A 16149-nucleotide genomic window follows, 5' to 3' on the forward strand; every position below is an offset into this window, starting at 1 on the left:
TATGAGCAGCACTGCGACCCTCCCTAAAATAGCCAATCTTCGGAACGTCATCTGTGAAGCGATACCCGATATGCTGATTCTCTGCGACGGTGATGGGACTGTACTGGATATTATCCATCCCAAACCAGAAATCGTCTCGGCAAAAGATGCCCCAATGCTGATCGGCCGCCGCCTGACGGAAAAGGGTCTGAAAAATGTGATCGACATCGGCTATGAACAGATTCAGAGCGTGATACGCACCAAACGATCGTCCCGGTTCGTATTCAGCCGTTCGGGCAACGATGACGGCAAACCGTATCATTACGAAGCATCCCTGCTTTATCTGAAAACGGATCATATCCTGATTCAACTGCGGACTATCGACAAAGAATTCGTTACCCGAATCGAATCGCAGCACCTGCACCGCTTTTTTGCCGAGGTGCTGGACAACATAGCCATTCCCATTGCTGTCAAGAGTATGGATACCGGGCGCTACGTCTACTGGAGTAAAAAGGCGGAGATATTCGGGCACACGACGGCCGAGATGATCGGAGGCACGGAAGAGCTTTTTATGACTGAAGCGATGGCCCGGGAAGTGCAGGCACTCGACCGCAGGTTGTTCGAAGGCCATGAAAAGCAGTATCGGGGCATTGAAAAACACATGACCGTCGACGGGAACGAACATACGTTCATGGTTACGCGCACCCAGTTTGAGTTCGGCGGTGAAAACCTGATTATGAACAGCGTGCTCGACATCTCCGAACTGACCCAGACCCAGGCGTCGCTGTTGCAGGCCAAGCATGAACTCGCCTCCAAGAACATGATTCTTTCTTCGGTCCTGAGTCTGGCGAATGTCATTCCGTGGGAGTGCGACCTCGAAAAAAAGATTTTTTATTGTGATTACAACGGTTATCACCACGAAAACGCGGAAGCTCCCGACGCCCAGGGACGCTATGTGATCCCGATGGACCGCTATTTTGCCGGTGTCCATCCCGACTACCGGAAAGACGCGGTAAAAATGATCGAAGATTTATCCCGGGACGAGCGTGACGAATTCTGCGATACGTACCGTGTGCATTGGTTCAACGACCGGGAATGGGAATGGGTGCAGGTGCAGAGCAGTGTGGCCCGGCGCGATGCCGACGGGCGCCCTGTTGCATTGATCGGCTCGGCGCAGCGCGTTACCGAACAGAAAACGACAGAACTGGCCCTCAGACGGGCCATGGAAGAGTTGGATGAAAAAAATGCCATGCTCTACTCAGTGCTGAGCATCGCGCAAATAGTCCCTTGGAAGGGGGACCTGGCGACGGGGAAGTTCTCCTGCAAATACGACATTTACCATTCAGAAGAGGCTGCCGGGCCCGATGAGAACGGAGAATTCACCCTTTCCTTCGACGAGTTTTTCGCCCGGATAGCCCCCGATTACAGGACACATGCCATCGATCAGTTCGACGACCTTATCGAAGGCCGCATATCGGAGTTCCACGAAGTGTATCCGATACACTGGTACAATGATCGGGAATACGAATGGGTAGAGACTTTGAGTAATATTTTCAGATCAGGAACCGGCGTTAAACCCCGGCAACTGATCGGCTCGGCCCGTGTGGTCACGGCCCAGAAACACCTGGAAGAATCCCTGCGTGAAGCCAAAGACGAGGCGGAGCGCAGCAACACGCTCAAAAGCGCTTTCCTGGCCAACATGAGCCACGAAATACGCACCCCGTTGAATGCGATCGTAGGCTTCTCCGAACTGCTGGCGGAGTCGGAAGAAGAATCCGAAAAACAGGAGTACCTCAGTATTATCCGGAACAGCAATTCCCTGCTGTTGCAGCTCGTAGGGGATATCCTCGACCTGTCCAAGATCGAAGCCGGAACGCTGGAATTCACCTTTGCGGACCATGACCTGAACGGGATTATGAACGAATTGGAACAGACTGCCCGACTGAAGGTGGACAGACCCGGCATCGAAGTGGCCTGCACACACCAGGAGACAGGCTGTACGATCCATACCGACCGCGGGCGTCTTTTGCAGGTACTCCATAATTTCATTAACAATGCGGCGAAGTTCACACAAAAGGGACATATTCATTTCGGATACAGGAAGCATCACGACGGACGCTGGTATTTTTATGTCGAGGATACGGGATGCGGCATCGCTCCCGGCATGACAAATTGCGTATTCGACCGTTTCACCAAACTCGATCCTAAAGCCAAAGGCACGGGACTTGGCCTTGCCATAAGCAAGAGCATCATCGAACGGCTGGGCGGTGAAATCGGCGTCTTATCGGCCGAAGGGCAAGGCTCCACATTCTGGTTCCTGCTGCCTTCAAGAAGCATTTCGGCCCTGGGTTCCGCGGCGGATCCTGCCGAAATAACCCCCAAAGTTCCCTGCCCGGAAACCGGAGAGGCAATCCTGCTGATCGCCGAAGACGATCCGGCAAACTACAAACTTCTGGAAGCGATGCTCAAAAAACAATATACGCTGCTGCACGCCTGGAACGGACGCGAAGCCATCGATTTGTTTAAAAAGCATCGTCCGTGCATGATCTTAATGGATATCAAGATGCCGGAAATGGACGGTTACGAAGCAACTGCCGCCATCCGGAAATTATCGCCCGACATACCGATCGTGGCCGTAACGGCTTTTGCTTATCCTGAAGATATGCGCCGGATCCTTTCCTGCGGCTTTGACGGTTGTTTGCCCAAGCCGGTTAACGCGGATAATCTGAAGCAGAAAATCTCGGAACTGTGTCCGGGTAAAATGGATTGACGGTCAAAATCGGCTGTGGACTATTCTGTGTACTTAAATAAAGAACGTTTTAAAACAGCCCGATATATCGTAAATTCCGGGAGCAGGCTCTGTCCCTCTTCGTTCCCTAAATCGTATAAAGGTTTAACATGATGAACTTCAATAAAATTTCTACCATAATCTCCATATACTTTCTCAAAATCAAACACACAAGCCATATATTTTGTACCATGTATTTTTATGGCATTTATTGCTCTCAAATTTTGTGGTATATCTTGCCTATTTCTTTCACTGTTGTTCGTCTATGGTGTGGTAGTCGGCCTGCGCACCGGCCTGCTGTACTTTGAGGGCTCGTAATATCGACCGACAACTTTTGGAGCGATAAAACGCTTTACCGAGGCATCGCGCGCAGTCCATTCACGGTTACGCACATGAAAATCGGGGCTTCGCCCGCTTTGTTGAGTTTAGTCCTGCGGATGTAAAAAAGCAGGCTGAAAGTAGTCCTTTCCATAGACACTTATTTTAAGGGTACAAAAATAATATCCCAAGCGTCTTATATCAAGATGTAAAGCAATGAAATACAGCGCATTATTAGCAATTCGGCGTACTTATCCGATCAAAAATCCGGTACACCGGATAGGCCACTCCCGACCTGCGTTACTCTGCTTTTTAATGCCTATGGACTAAACACACAAAACCCCACAAATAATTAATTTGCAGGGTTTTGCTGTTTTATTCGTCGTACTTCGGCGGAAGGAGAGGGATTCGAACCCCCGGAACCTTGCAGTTCAACGGTTTTCAAGACCGCCGCGATCGACCACTCCGCCATCCTTCCGGGCACAAAAGTAGTACCGATTTTCCATTCCGCCAAATCTTTACCCCGATTTATCGTCCATACCGCCGCGCCGAAAATCAAATTCGGACAATAATTTTCGTCTTTATCCGAAATTTGCATATCTTTGTCAGTGAGTTAGGACCTAGAGGTTATTTTCTTCACGCAACGATGTTATGAACAAAGCTCATTTGGTCGAGGCTGTCGCCCTCGATGCGAACATCTCGAAGATCGAGGCCCGCAAGGCCGTCGACTCTATCATCCGGGTTACGGTGCAGGCTCTCCGCGAGGGCGAACGGCTGACCCTGACCGGGCTGGGCTCGTTCAGCGTGCAGCAGAAGTCCGAGCGCATAGGGCGCAATCCCCGCACAGGCGCCGCCGTGAAGATTCCACCCCGCAAGGTCATCAAATTCCGTCCCACGGTCGAGGTCGAATAACCGCCCCGTCCGCAAAAATCCCGAAACATGCCTGAAATATCACTCCGCGCCGAGCAGATGCCGGCCTCTCCGATACGCAAACTCGTTCCGCTGGCCGACGCCGCCCGCGCCCGGGGAACGAAGATTTACCACCTGAACATCGGCCAGCCCGACCTGCCTTCGCCGAAAGAGGGCCTCGAAGCCCTGAAACACATCGACCGCAAGGTTCTGGAATACAGCCCCAGCGACGGCTACCGTTCGCTGCGCGAGAAGTTGGTTACTTATTACGAGCAATACCAGATCAAGCTCTCGCCCGAGGAGATCATCGTCACCACAGGAGGCTCCGAGGCCGTACTGTTCGCCTTCATGTCGTGCCTCAACCCCGGCGATGAGATCATCGTGCCCGAACCGGCCTACGCCAACTACATGGCCTTCGCCATTTCGGCAGGCGCCGTGATCCGTCCCGTCGTCTCGTCGATCGAAAACGGCTTCGCGCTGCCCCCGATCGAAGAGTTCGAGAAACTGATCAACGACCGCACGCGCGGCATCCTGATCTGCAATCCCAACAACCCCACGGGCTACCTCTACACCCGGCGCGAGATGAACCGCATCCGCGACATGGTGAAAAAATACGACCTGTTCCTCTTCTCGGACGAAGTCTATCGCGAATTCATCTATACCGGCTCGCCCTACATTTCGGCCTGCCATCTCGAAGGCATCGAACAGAACGTTGTACTGATCGATTCGGTATCGAAACGCTACTCCGAATGCGGCATCCGCATCGGCGCGCTGATCACCAAGAACAAGAAGCTGCGCAACGCCGTGATGAAGTTCTGCCAGGCGCGCCTTTCGCCGCCGCTCATCGGGCAGATCGTGGCCGAAGCGTCGATCGATGCCCCGCGGTCGTACAGCACCGAGGTCTACGAAGAGTATATCGAACGCCGCAAATGCCTGATCGACGGATTGAACCGCATCCCCGGCGTCTACTCGCCGATCCCCATGGGCGCCTTCTACACCGTGGCGCGGCTCCCGGTCGACGACAGCGACAAATTCTGTGCGTGGTGTCTCTCGGATTTCGAATACGAAGGCGAAACCGTCATGATGGCCCCGGCGTCGGGTTTCTATTCCGACCCCGCATGCGGCCGCAACGAAGTCCGCATTGCCTACGTCCTCAAAAAGGAGGACCTGGAACGGGCCCTGCTTATCCTGGGCAAAGCGCTCGAAGCCTACAACGCCAAAACGAAGAAATAACCCGAGACCCGCCTGCAGGCGGGTCTTTTTTCGATAAAAGCATTCCTTCCCGTTACACGGCCCCCCGGTCCGGACCCACCAATTCGGCCAAAGCTATGCCGTTTAGGATAGTTTTCGGGAATTTTAGGCCAAAAAGTTTGGGCTATGGGGATAGTTTTCCTACTTTTGCCCCGATTTTGCATGCCGCGAGACATGCCGAGTATAAACCAAACCAATTCGTTATGAAAAAACTTATCCTCGTTCTGGCCGCCGCTGCCATTGCCACCGGCGCTTACGCCGAAGGTTATCAGGTAAACAACATGTCGGCTAAGCAAACCGGTATGGGTCACGTAGGAACCGCCATGAAGCTCAACTCCGAGTCGATTTTCTTCAACCCGGCAGCCTCGGCTTTCCAGAGCAGCCGGTTCGATATTTCGGCCGGGTTCACGGGTATCCTTTCCAACGTCCGTTACCAGTCGCTGCCGACCCTCGGAAACGATTATACAAGCGGCCCGAGCGAGAAATCGGACAATAAGCTCTCCACCCCGATCCATGTTTATTTCAACTACAAGCCGACCGAACGGCTGGCCGTCGGCCTGGGCTTCTACACCCCTTACGGTTCCTCGATGAACTGGGGCAACAACTGGTCGGGAGCGCACCTCGTGCAGGAGATCAACCTCACGGCTTTCACCTTCCAACCTACCGTATCGTACAAAATCTGCGACCGCCTTTCGATCGGCGCGGGCCTGATGGTTTCGTGGGGTAATTTCGACCTGTCGCGTTCGCTGCTTTCGCCCACGACACGCCGCGGGCTCATCGCAGGCATGATCGACCCGAAAATCACCCAACTCGAAGGGGCCATCAACAGCGGCGCACTTACGGGTGAGGCCCTTGCACAGGCAACCGCAACCCTCCAGACGCTCGAAGGCGCCAAAGGTTATCTTAACAACACGATGAGCCAGTCGCTGGTATCGGCCAAACTCGAAGGCGACGCCGACGTGGCTGTGGGTGTAAACGCCGGCTTCCTGTGGGACATTACCGACGAATGGTCGCTGGCCATGACCTACCGTTCGCGCCTGAACATGAAAGTCGGCAAGGGCCACGCAACGATGAACATCGACCCGACGGCTGCGGCGCTCATTGCCCAACTCGGCCAGCTCTCTCCGGGAACCGAACTGATCCCGGGCCTCGACAAAGGTACGTTCAACGCCGAACTGCCCCTTCCGACAACCGTAACATGGGGCGTATCGTTCCGCCCGGCCGTGAAATGGGAACTGGCCGTCGACCTCCAATGGACCGGATGGTCGGCCTACAAAGCCCTGAATGTCGTCTTCAATGAAGAGGAACTGGGCATCAAACCCATCTACTCGGTGAAGAACTATTCGAACACACTGGCCTTCCGCTTCGGAGCGCAGTACCGTGCAACCGATTTCATCACGGCCCGCATGGGTATGTACGTCGACGAAAGCCCCGTGAGCAGCGACTACCTCAACCCCGAGACCCCGTCGATGACCAAAGTGGCTTACACCGCCGGCGTCAGCCTGCGTCCCACGAAATTCATGTCCATCGACCTGGCTTACTGCTACGTATCGTCGGCCGACCCCGAGCGCAGCGGTTCTTACCCCGTCTACGGTTATACGAGCGGCAAACTCGAAGAGGTCTTCTCGGGCAACTACAAGCTCCACGCCAACGTATTTTCCCTCGGCGTAGGTTTCAGTTTCTAAAAACGGAAAAATTTATTACCTTTGTGGCGCATCTCTCCGAGGTGCGCCGCATTGTTTTAACGGCTCCATAGTTCAAGGGATAGAACGAGGGTTTCCTAAACCCTAAATTCGCGTTCGAGTCGCGGTGGGGCTACGAGAAAGGGAGGAATTGATATCCTCCCTTTCTCGTAGCCCTCTGGGCTCATACAGACAATCCTTCTAAATCTCTCTTTGAAAAGGGAGACTTCCGCACATCTATGTAGTTAAAAAGCGAGAAAAGTTTATTCCTCCTTTTCTTATGGAATTTTACCTATCTTTGCTCCGTAAAACAAGACGACATGGAATCGCTCAAAGAACTCTATAAAATCGGCAATGGCCCGTCGAGCAGCCACACAATGGGCCCCAAGCGGGCTGCGGAACAGTTTGCGGAGCGCTGCCGCGATGTCGACGCCTACCGTGTAACGCTCTACGGGTCGCTGGCAGCGACGGGCAAAGGCCACCTTACCGACGTGGCGATCCTCTCGGTGCTCGAACCGATAGCTCCGGCCGAAATCGTCTGGAAACCCGAAGTCGTCCTCCCCTTCCACCCCAACGGCATGCTGTTCGAAGGGCTGAAGGCCGGCAAGGTCACCGACTCCTGGACCATTTACAGCATCGGCGGCGGTGCGCTGGCCAACGAAGCCACCCGCCTCGAAACACCCCAGAGCCTCTACCCGCTGTCCACCATCTCCGAGATCAAGGAGTGGTGCTACCGCGAGGGCAAAACCTACTGGGAGTATGTCAGCGACTGCGAGGGCCCCGAAATCTGGGAGTTCCTCGACCGGATATGGACCGTGATGTGCGAGACCATCGACCGCGGGCTGAACAACGACGGCGTACTGCCCGGAGGCCTGAAAGTCGCCCGCAAGGCCTCGACCTACTGGGTCAAATCGAAAAGCTATACCGATTCGCTGAGTTCGCGCGCCAAGATTTACGCCTACGCGCTGGCCACCTCCGAGGAGAACGCTTCGGGCGGAACGGTCGTAACGGCCCCCACCTGCGGGTCGAGCGGCGTCATGCCCGCGGTGCTCTACCACCTGGCCACCTCGCGTAACTTCCTGCGCATCCGCATCCTGCGGGCGCTGGCCACGGCCGGGCTGTTCGGCAACGTCGCCAAAACCAACTCCTCCATCTCGGGCGCCGAGGTCGGCTGCCAGGGGGAGGTCGGCGTGGCATGTGCCATGGCCGCCGCCGCGGCGTGCCAACTCTTCGGCGGAACCCCGTCGCAGATCGAGTATGCCGCCGAAATGGGTCTCGAACACCACCTGGGCCTCACGTGCGACCCCGTATGCGGGCTGGTACAGGTCCCCTGCATCGAACGCAACGCCATTGCCGCTGCCCGCGCTTTCGATGCCAACGCCTACGCCACGCTCTCCGACGGCTCCCACATGGTGAGCTTCGACAAGGTCGTGGAGGTGATGAACGAAACGGGCCATGCGCTGCCGAGCCTCTACCGCGAGACCTCCGAAGGCGGCCTTGCCAAACGTTTCAAACGCTAAGGTTTCAGGCGCGCCGGAACAACCTTTCCGGCGTGTGACGATTTTTCCCTGTAAACGGATAAAATTTCCCCGTCGGAGTGCCTCCGGCGGGTTAATTTTGTTATCAGCTAACGTCAACCTAAAACCACAATACGTATGAAACGATTTTTACTTCTCATGCTGGCCATCCCGCTGCTGACCGGAGCCTGCAGCGACGACACGACCAAAGACCCCGCGCCCGAACCTCCCGCCGCAACCCTGCCGGCAGGAACCAAGGACGATCCCTTCGGCGTGAACGACATCGCCGGGATCAGCGGACAGTCATCCGTCTGGATACGGGGCTACGTCGCGGGCGCCGAAGCCGGAGCGAGCACGATGTCCGTAGGTTCAGACAAACCTTCGCGCAGCAACATCCTGCTTGCATCGAAAGCCAACGAGTACCGCCCCGACAAGTGCATCCGCGTCGAACTGGCCGACAATTCCGACATACAGGCCCGCCTGAACATCGTCGACCATCCCGACCTGGTCGGTAAAAAGGTCCTGCTCCATGCCGACATCGTTTCGGTGAACAACGCCGTCTGCATCGCCAACATCACCGAACAGGAAGGCGGCAAGGAACCCGTCGAGAACCCCGATCCGGAGAATCCCGACCAACCCGACCAGCCTGATGACCCGACGCCTCCCGTAACAGGCAACGTCGAACTGGACAAACTCTACGGCTATGCCGAAGGCACGACGGGCGGCGCCGGCGCCACCGAAGCCAACATACACCACTTCAACGACGGCGACAAATTCCAGCAGTGGCTGAACCTCCGCGAAAAGAACAAGAGCGAGGTCCCGGCAATCGTCTGGCTGAGCGGCAGGTTCACCAAGGAAAACGGCCGCGGAGGCAGTTCCGCAAGCCCGTGGTTCGACATAAAGCGCACGAAGAACCTTTCGATTTACGGCACGAACGATTTCGTGATGGAGAACATCGGCTTCTTCCTCAACGAGGCCTCGAACATCATCATCCGCAACATCTACATCAAGATGCCCAAGGCGGATAACGGCGCTGACGGCATCTCGATGCAGGAAAGCAATAACGTCTGGGTCGACCACTGCACCTTCGAGTCGGTGAACCAGACCAAGGATTACGAGGACGGCTCGTGTGACGTAACGCACCAAACCTACAACGTCACCGTGTCGTGGTGTCACTTCATCAAAACCCAGAAGTCGTGCCTCGTAGGCCATTCGAACGGCCAGACGGCCGACACGAAGATCACTGTAACGTTCCACCACAATTTCTTCGACCTGTCGAGTTCGCGCCACCCGCGCGTACGCTTCGGCCGCGCCCACGTCTTTAACAACTACTTCAACCAGGTTACCACCTACGGCGTAGGCAGCGCTTACGGAGCGATGGTACTCGTCGAGGACAACTGTTTCGAAGGCGTAAAACTGCCTACCGATATTTGCACCTACCCCGCCAAACCGAGCGGCAGCAGTTGGGTTTCGAATCTGCAAGGCTCTGTGGCCGGCTATCTCTACGAACGCGGCAACGTCTTCAACAATAAACCCGCCGACGCCACGTCACCCTATCCCTTCACCAACGTGGAGTACAAGGCCTACAACGGCGAAAAACTCGCCGCGCCGCTGACCTACGACGACTTCAAGCCCTCGTATAACTACATCGTGGACCCCGCCGACCGGCTGGCCGAGATCGTTCCTTCGGCCGCAGGTACGGGCAAACTCTCCGGTTACGCCTCGGCGCCCAAAGAGGCGGACAACGGCGGTATTTCGGGCGGCGGAACCGACCCCGGAACCGATCCGGACCCGGGAACCGATCCCGATCAACCCGGCGGCAGCGACCTCGGCAACGGCTGGACACTGCTCTCCAACGGCACGACCCAAGCCACGGCAGTCTGCAAGGGCAGTCAACTGACCCTGACGGCCTGCGGCAAATTCGAAAGCGGTACACAGACTTTCGGATTCGTCTACAAGGAGGTTACAGGCAATTTCGTCGCGACCGCACAGGTCGACTCCTACACAGCCCTGAAAGAGACCAACCAGGCGTTGGCGGGCCTGCTGGTCACACCCGATGTGGCAACTGCCTCAAGCGGTGATTTCATTCACGCCATGGCAGCCAAGGGACTTGCGAAATTCTACTATTCCAACCGGGCAGAAGCCGCCGGAAAAGCCGGAAAGGGCGAGTTAAGCGCTCCGGAAGCAACGACCGGAAGCAGCCCCATCATCCGGCTCGAACGTTCGGGCGACACCTTCACAGCATCCTATTCGCTCGACGGAGGTGCAACGTTCGGCAAGGAAAAGTCCGTCACCATCAGCGGGCTGCCCGACAAGTTGCTGCTCGGCCTTGTAGCCAGCAGCGGCGACAGCAAGAAGACCTCGGAGGCCGTTTTCAGCAACCTGAAACTCAACGGACAGGCCGTCGCCTTCGAATAAGACGACCTCACAGACAGAAAAATCCCGGAGCCTGCAACGGCCCCGGGATTTTCGCTATTCGTAATAGGTGATTTTCCGAAACTCCAACTGATAGGCGTCCGGATCGTGAACGACCTCCGACCGCTCGTGTTCGGCCCCCTCAACCGGCTGCACGGAAGTACTTTTCACGGTTACCTTGCGCTCGGTCCAGTTGCCGTGTTCATCGAAACTCACGTATTCATAGACATGGATTCGCTCCGTATCTTCATCGTAATTATGGGCAGTTTCCCGACGGGTCGCAAGCCGTCCCTGCGCATCATACGTATAGACGGTTTCCACGCCGGTTTCCCATAGCGCCGCATAGGTCTGCGCCAACCGTCCGGCGTCATCGTATGAAAATTCGGTCGACTGCTCGCCGTCGCCCACCGCATCCCCCTGGTATTCGAGTTTCTGCGCAACGATCCTCCCTACGGCATCATAGGTCAGCGACGCCGACATCCCGGCCTGCGCATCCTCGCCATACAGAAAGACCGTATCCGCCCGATAGGTGTATTCGGCGCATCCGTCGAGTACCAGATATCCCCTGCGGTTGAATCCGTAATCCCGGCTCCACATCATGTCGGCCTCCTCGTATTCCCCTTCGGCGGTTCCGGTCTGCCAGTTCTCCACCCGGCAGTTTTCCACCGGCCCCGTGAGTTCGAATAGCGCCAGGCACGCTTCGTTATGCCGCACCGGGATTTCGCAACTGTCCGCAGGCGCCCCGCTGCCGAATGTCTCCGCCTGCGCCTGCGCCGCTGCATTCTGTTTCGGACGGCCGACGCATCCGGCCAATAAAAAAAGCACGGCCAGCACAGCCGCCGGCAAGACAAACCGATTCGATTTCTGCATAATTCTGAGATAGTGACGGCACAAAGGTATGAAAAAAATCCCGGCAGGCACAAAAAAGCCTCTCCCGAAAAGGAGAGGCTTTTTTCGATATACGGAGGACGGTCCGGCCGATGTCCGGCCCAACCGGCCCTTCAACTACTGTGCCTGCTGGAGGCTCTCCAGATCGGCTTTCGAACCGACTACGAGGTCGTCGTAATCGCGCAAGCCCGTACCGCCGGGGATCAGGTGACCGCAGATCACATTCTCCTTGAGGTTCTCCAGCGGATCGACCTTGGCCTGGATGGCCGCCTCGTTCAAGACCTTGGTCGTCTCCTGGAACGAAGCCGCCGAAATGAAGCTCGAAGTCTGCAATGCGGCGCGGGTGATACCCTGCAACACCTGGGTCGAGGTCGCGGGCACGATGTCACGCACCTGAACAGGCTGCTGGTCGCGGCGCTTGAGGCTCGAATTCTCGTCGCGCAGCTTACGCAGCGAAACGATCTGTCCGGGCTGCAGCGAAGTCGACTCGCCGGCGTCGGTAACAACCACCTTGTCGTAGAGTTCATCGTTCACATCCATGAACTCCCACTTGTCGACGATCTGATCCTCGAAGAAACGGGTGTCTCCCGGGTCCTCGATCTTCACCTTGTTCATCATCTGACGAACAATGACCTCGAAGTGCTTGTCGTTGATCTTCACACCCTGCATACGGTATACCTCCTGCACCTCGTTGACGATGTACTCCTGTACCTTCGTAGGACCGAGGATATTGAGGATGTCGCTCGGAGTGATCGCACCGTCCGACAGCGGGCTGCCGGCCTTCACGTAGTCGTTCTCCTGCACGATGATCTGGCGCGACAGGGGAACCAGGTAACGTTTCACGTCGCCCTGCTTCGAGGTGATGATGATCTCACGGTTACCGCGCTTGATCTTGCCGAACGTTACCTCGCCGTCGATCTCCGATACGATGGCGGGGTTCGACGGGTTACGGGCCTCGAAAAGCTCCGTAACACGCGGCAGACCACCGGTGATGTCGCCGCCCGACTTGCCGACGGCACGCGGAATCTTGATCAGGATATCGCCGGCCTTGATCCGGGCGTTGTCCTTGACCACCACGTGGGCGCCTACGGGCAGGTTGTACTGCTTAACCTCGAGACCCTCCTTGTCGACGATCTTGATAACGGGGTTCTTGGTCTTGTCTTTCGACTCGATCACGACCTTCTCCGAAAGGCCCGTCTGCTCGTCGCGTTCGTCGCGGTAGGTGATACCCTCGATAACGCTTTCATAGGCGGCACGTCCCTCGTACTCCGAAATGATAACGGCATTGTAGGGGTCCCACTCGCAGATCAGATCGCCTTTCTTGACCTCGGCCTCGTCGCCCATGAAGAGCGTCGAACCGTAGGGCAGGTTGTGCGTATAAAGTACGATTTCGGTCTTGGGATCGACGATGCGGAACTCCGACTGACGCGAAATCACGATGTCGATGGCCTCGCCGGCTGCGTTCTTGCCCTTGACGGTGCGCAGCTCGTCAATCTCCAGACGACCTTCGTATTTCGAAACGACATTGGTCTCGACGGCCGTACCACCGGCCACACCGCCGACGTGGAACGTACGCAGAGTAAGCTGCGTACCCGGCTCGCCGATGGACTGCGCGGCGATAACGCCGACTACTTCGCCCTTCTGGACCATGCGGGCCGTAGCCAGGTTGCGGCCGTAGCACTTCGCGCAAACACCGCGGCGCGACTCGCAGGTCAGCACCGAACGGATCTCCACCGACTCCAGCGGTGACTTTTCGATGGCCTCGGCAATCGACTCGGTGATCTCCTCGCCGGCCTCGCAAAGCACCTCGCCGGTCAGCGGGTGAATCACATCGTTCAGGGCCACACGGCCCAGGATGCGGTCGTAGAGGGTCTGTACCACGTCGTCGTTGCGCTTGATGGCCGTAGCCGTCAGTCCGCGCAGCGTGCCGCAGTCCTTCTCGTTGATGATCACGTCCTGTGCAACGTCCACCAGACGGCGCGTCAGGTAACCTGCGTCGGCCGTCTTCAGGGCGGTATCGGCAAGACCCTTACGGGCTCCGTGGGTCGAGATAAAGTACTCGAGCACCGAAAGTCCCTCCTTGAAGTTCGAAAGGATCGGGTTCTCGATGACCTGCTGGCCACCCTCGACACCCGACTTCTGCGGCTTGGCCATCAGACCACGCATACCGCTCAACTGGCGAATCTGCTCCTTCGAACCACGGGCTCCGGAGTCGAGCATCATGTATACCGGGTTGAAACCGTCGTTGTCCTTGATCAGCGTTTCGATCACGACCTTCGTCAGCTTCGTATTGATGTTCGTCCAAACGTCGATGATCTGGTTATATCGCTCGTTGTTGGTGATAAGACCCATGTTGTAGTCCTCCATGATGGCATCCGAACGTTCGTAACCCTCCTGCACGAGTTTCTCCTTCTCTTCGGGGATAATCACGGCATCGAGGTTGAACGACAGACCGCCGCGGAAGGCCATCCGGTAACCCATGTTCTTGATATCGTCGAGGAACGCGGCCACCTTGTCGGCGCCGGCCTTCTTCATCACCACGGCGATAATATCGCGCAGCGAACGTTTCGTCAGAATCTCGTTGATGTAACCTACCTCCTTGGGAACCATCTGGTTGAAGAGAATACGGCCGATGGTCGTCTCCTTCAGCACACGCACCTGGTTACCGTTTTCGTCCAGGTCGTCGACCATACACTTCACGATGGCGTGCAGGTCGGCCTGCCCCTCGTTGTAAGCGATGATCGCCTCCTCAGCGCCGTAGAATACGCGGCCTTCGCCCTTCACGCCCTTGCGGGGTTTGGTGATGTAGTAGAGACCGAGGACCATGTCCTGCGAAGGCACGGTAATAGGCGCGCCGTTCGCGGGATTGAGGACGTTGTGCGAACCCAGCATCAGCAACTGTGCCTCCAGGATGGCGGCATTGCCCAGCGGCAGGTGCACGGCCATCTGGTCGCCGTCGAAGTCGGCGTTGAACGCCGTACAGGCCAGCGGGTGCAACTGCATGGCCTTACCCTCGATCAGCTTGGGCTGGAACGCCTGGATACCCAGTCGGTGCAGCGTCGGGGCGCGGTTCATCAGCACGGGGTGACCCTTGATAACGTTCTCCAGGATGCCCCAGATCACGGGGTCTTTGCGGTCGATGATCTTCTTGGCCGACTTCACCGTCTTCACGATACCGCGCTCGATGAGCTTGCGGATCACGAACGGCTTGTAAAGCTCGGCGGCCATATCCTTGGGAATACCCATCTCGTGCATCTTCAGCTCGGGGCCGACGACGATGACCGAACGGGCCGAATAGTCGACACGCTTACCCAGCAGGTTCTGACGGAAACGGCCCTGCTTACCCTTGAGCGAATCCGACAGCGACTTGAGCGGACGGTTCGACTCGTTTTTCACGGCGTTCGACTTGCGCGAGTTGTCGAACAGCGAGTCGACAGCCTCCTGCAACATACGCTTCTCGTTACGCAGAATCACTTCCGGAGCCTTGATCTCGATCAGGCGCTTCAGACGGTTGTTGCGGATGATAACGCGGCGGTAAAGGTCGTTCAGGTCCGACGTGGCGAAACGGCCGCCGTCGAGCGGAACCAGCGGACGCAGCTCGGGCGGAATCACGGGAATCACGTTGAGCACCATCCACTCGGGCTTGTTCTTGCCCTCCGAAGCACGGAACGACTCGATGACGTTCAGGCACTTCAGGGCCTCGGACTTACGCTGCTGCGAAGTCTCGGTCGAAGCCTTGTGGCGCAGCGAGTAGGACATCGTATCGAGGTCCACCTGCTTCAGGAGCGTATACACTGCCTCGGCGCCCATCATGGCGACAAACTTGTTCGGGTCCGAATCGTCGAGCGACTGATTGCCCTTCGGCAGTGCAGCCACAACGTCGAGATACTCCTTCTCCGAAAGCGTGGCCAGGCGCTCGATGCCCTGCTCGGAAGCGGCGCCGGCGTTGATCACGACATAACGTTCGTAGTAGATGATCGCCTCCAGCTTCTTCGACGGAATACCCAGCAGGTAGCCGATTTTCGAAGGCAGCGAGCGGAAATACCAGATGTGCACGACCGGAACCACCAGCGAGATGTGTCCCATGCGTTCGCGGCGCACCTTCTTCTCGGTCACCTCCACGCCGCAACGGTCGCAGACGATGCCTTTGTAGCGGATGCGCTTGTACTTACCGCAGTGGCACTCGTAATCCTTCACCGGGCCGAAGATACGTTCGCAGAACAGACCGTCGCGCTCGGGCTTATAGGTACGATAGTTAATGGTTTCGGGCTTGAGCACCTCGCCGGCCGACTGGGCCAGGATCTCCTCGGGGGAGGCCAGGCCTATCGAAATCTGGCTGTAACCATTATTCGGTTTATTGTCTTTGGTAATTGACATATTTGTTCTCGTTTTTCTTTTCCTC

9 protein-coding genes and 2 tRNA genes are annotated in these 16149 nt (G+C 56.8%); 7 read left to right on the forward strand and 4 right to left on the reverse strand.

Features of this window, described 5'->3' with window-relative positions; genetic code table 11:
• Position 1 precedes the first annotated feature (1 nt).
• Complete coding sequence (locus tag KG007_RS11495; RefSeq protein ID WP_213348995.1) at positions 2-2749, forward strand: PAS domain-containing hybrid sensor histidine kinase/response regulator; 2748 nt, start codon at positions 2-4, stop codon at positions 2747-2749.
• Between the two features lie 370 nt (positions 2750-3119).
• Here the strand turns inward: KG007_RS11495 and KG007_RS11500 are convergent, their stop codons facing one another.
• On the reverse strand, positions 3120-3239 hold the full coding sequence (locus KG007_RS11500; protein ID WP_249413329.1) for an Arm DNA-binding domain-containing protein: 120 nt from the start codon (positions 3237-3239) through the stop codon (positions 3120-3122).
• 239 nt (positions 3240-3478) lie between these two features.
• A tRNA-Ser gene (locus KG007_RS11505) sits at positions 3479-3563 on the reverse strand.
• 173 nt (positions 3564-3736) lie between these two features.
• On the opposite strand from KG007_RS11505, the gene KG007_RS11510 reads away from it, so the two are divergent.
• The 6 genes from KG007_RS11510 (at position 3737) to KG007_RS11535 (ending at position 10862) form a co-directional block, all read left to right on the forward strand.
• Positions 3737-3997: an HU family DNA-binding protein gene (locus tag KG007_RS11510; RefSeq protein ID WP_195458694.1), complete on the forward strand. Its 261-nt coding sequence runs from the start codon at positions 3737-3739 to the stop codon at positions 3995-3997.
• A 27-nt stretch (positions 3998-4024) separates the two neighbouring features.
• The gene (locus KG007_RS11515; RefSeq protein ID WP_195458695.1) at positions 4025-5227 is read left to right on the forward strand and encodes a pyridoxal phosphate-dependent aminotransferase; all 1203 of its coding nucleotides are present in this window, start codon (positions 4025-4027) and stop codon (positions 5225-5227) included.
• 221 nt (positions 5228-5448) lie between these two features.
• Positions 5449-6930 (forward strand): OmpP1/FadL family transporter, encoded by a 1482-nt coding sequence (locus KG007_RS11520; protein ID WP_195458696.1) that lies wholly within the window; start codon positions 5449-5451, stop codon positions 6928-6930.
• A 61-nt stretch (positions 6931-6991) separates the two neighbouring features.
• Positions 6992-7063 (forward strand) — tRNA-Arg (locus KG007_RS11525).
• A 184-nt stretch (positions 7064-7247) separates the two neighbouring features.
• Complete coding sequence (locus tag KG007_RS11530; protein ID WP_195458697.1) at positions 7248-8447, forward strand: L-serine ammonia-lyase, iron-sulfur-dependent, subunit alpha; 1200 nt, start codon at positions 7248-7250, stop codon at positions 8445-8447.
• Between the two features lie 135 nt (positions 8448-8582).
• Positions 8583-10862, forward strand: coding sequence for a pectate lyase family protein (locus KG007_RS11535; RefSeq protein ID WP_213348996.1), 2280 nt, complete (start codon positions 8583-8585; stop codon positions 10860-10862).
• 54 nt (positions 10863-10916) lie between these two features.
• On the opposite strand, the gene KG007_RS11540 is transcribed toward KG007_RS11535, so the two are convergent.
• Positions 10917-11729: an RHS repeat domain-containing protein gene (locus KG007_RS11540; RefSeq protein WP_213348998.1), complete on the reverse strand. Its 813-nt coding sequence runs from the start codon at positions 11727-11729 to the stop codon at positions 10917-10919.
• 135 nt (positions 11730-11864) lie between these two features.
• A complete protein-coding gene (gene rpoC / locus KG007_RS11545) occupies positions 11865-16124 on the reverse strand; it encodes a DNA-directed RNA polymerase subunit beta' (protein WP_213349000.1) in 4260 nt (1419 codons plus the stop codon).
• Positions 16125-16149: the final 25 nt, after the last annotated feature.

This window comes from Alistipes montrealensis (genome assembly GCF_018362775.1).
Classification (GTDB): Bacteria; Bacteroidota; Bacteroidia; order Bacteroidales; family Rikenellaceae; genus Alistipes; species Alistipes montrealensis.

What these genes read in the sequence shown, in the direction of transcription:
- KG007_RS11495 (WP_213348995.1), top strand. Translation starts at nt 2, where the DNA reads ATGAGCAGCACTGCGACCCTCCCTAAAATAGCCAATCTTCGGAACGTC.
- KG007_RS11500 (WP_249413329.1), bottom strand. Translation starts at nt 3,239, where the DNA reads ATGGAAAGGACTACTTTCAGCCTGCTTTTTTACATCCGCAGGACTAAA.
- KG007_RS11510 (WP_195458694.1), top strand. Translation starts at nt 3,737, where the DNA reads ATGAACAAAGCTCATTTGGTCGAGGCTGTCGCCCTCGATGCGAACATC.
- KG007_RS11515 (WP_195458695.1), top strand. Translation starts at nt 4,025, where the DNA reads ATGCCTGAAATATCACTCCGCGCCGAGCAGATGCCGGCCTCTCCGATA.
- KG007_RS11520 (WP_195458696.1), top strand. Translation starts at nt 5,449, where the DNA reads ATGAAAAAACTTATCCTCGTTCTGGCCGCCGCTGCCATTGCCACCGGC.
- KG007_RS11530 (WP_195458697.1), top strand. Translation starts at nt 7,248, where the DNA reads ATGGAATCGCTCAAAGAACTCTATAAAATCGGCAATGGCCCGTCGAGC.
- KG007_RS11535 (WP_213348996.1), top strand. Translation starts at nt 8,583, where the DNA reads ATGAAACGATTTTTACTTCTCATGCTGGCCATCCCGCTGCTGACCGGA.
- KG007_RS11540 (WP_213348998.1), bottom strand. Translation starts at nt 11,729, where the DNA reads ATGCAGAAATCGAATCGGTTTGTCTTGCCGGCGGCTGTGCTGGCCGTG.
- rpoC (WP_213349000.1), bottom strand. Translation starts at nt 16,124, where the DNA reads ATGTCAATTACCAAAGACAATAAACCGAATAATGGTTACAGCCAGATT.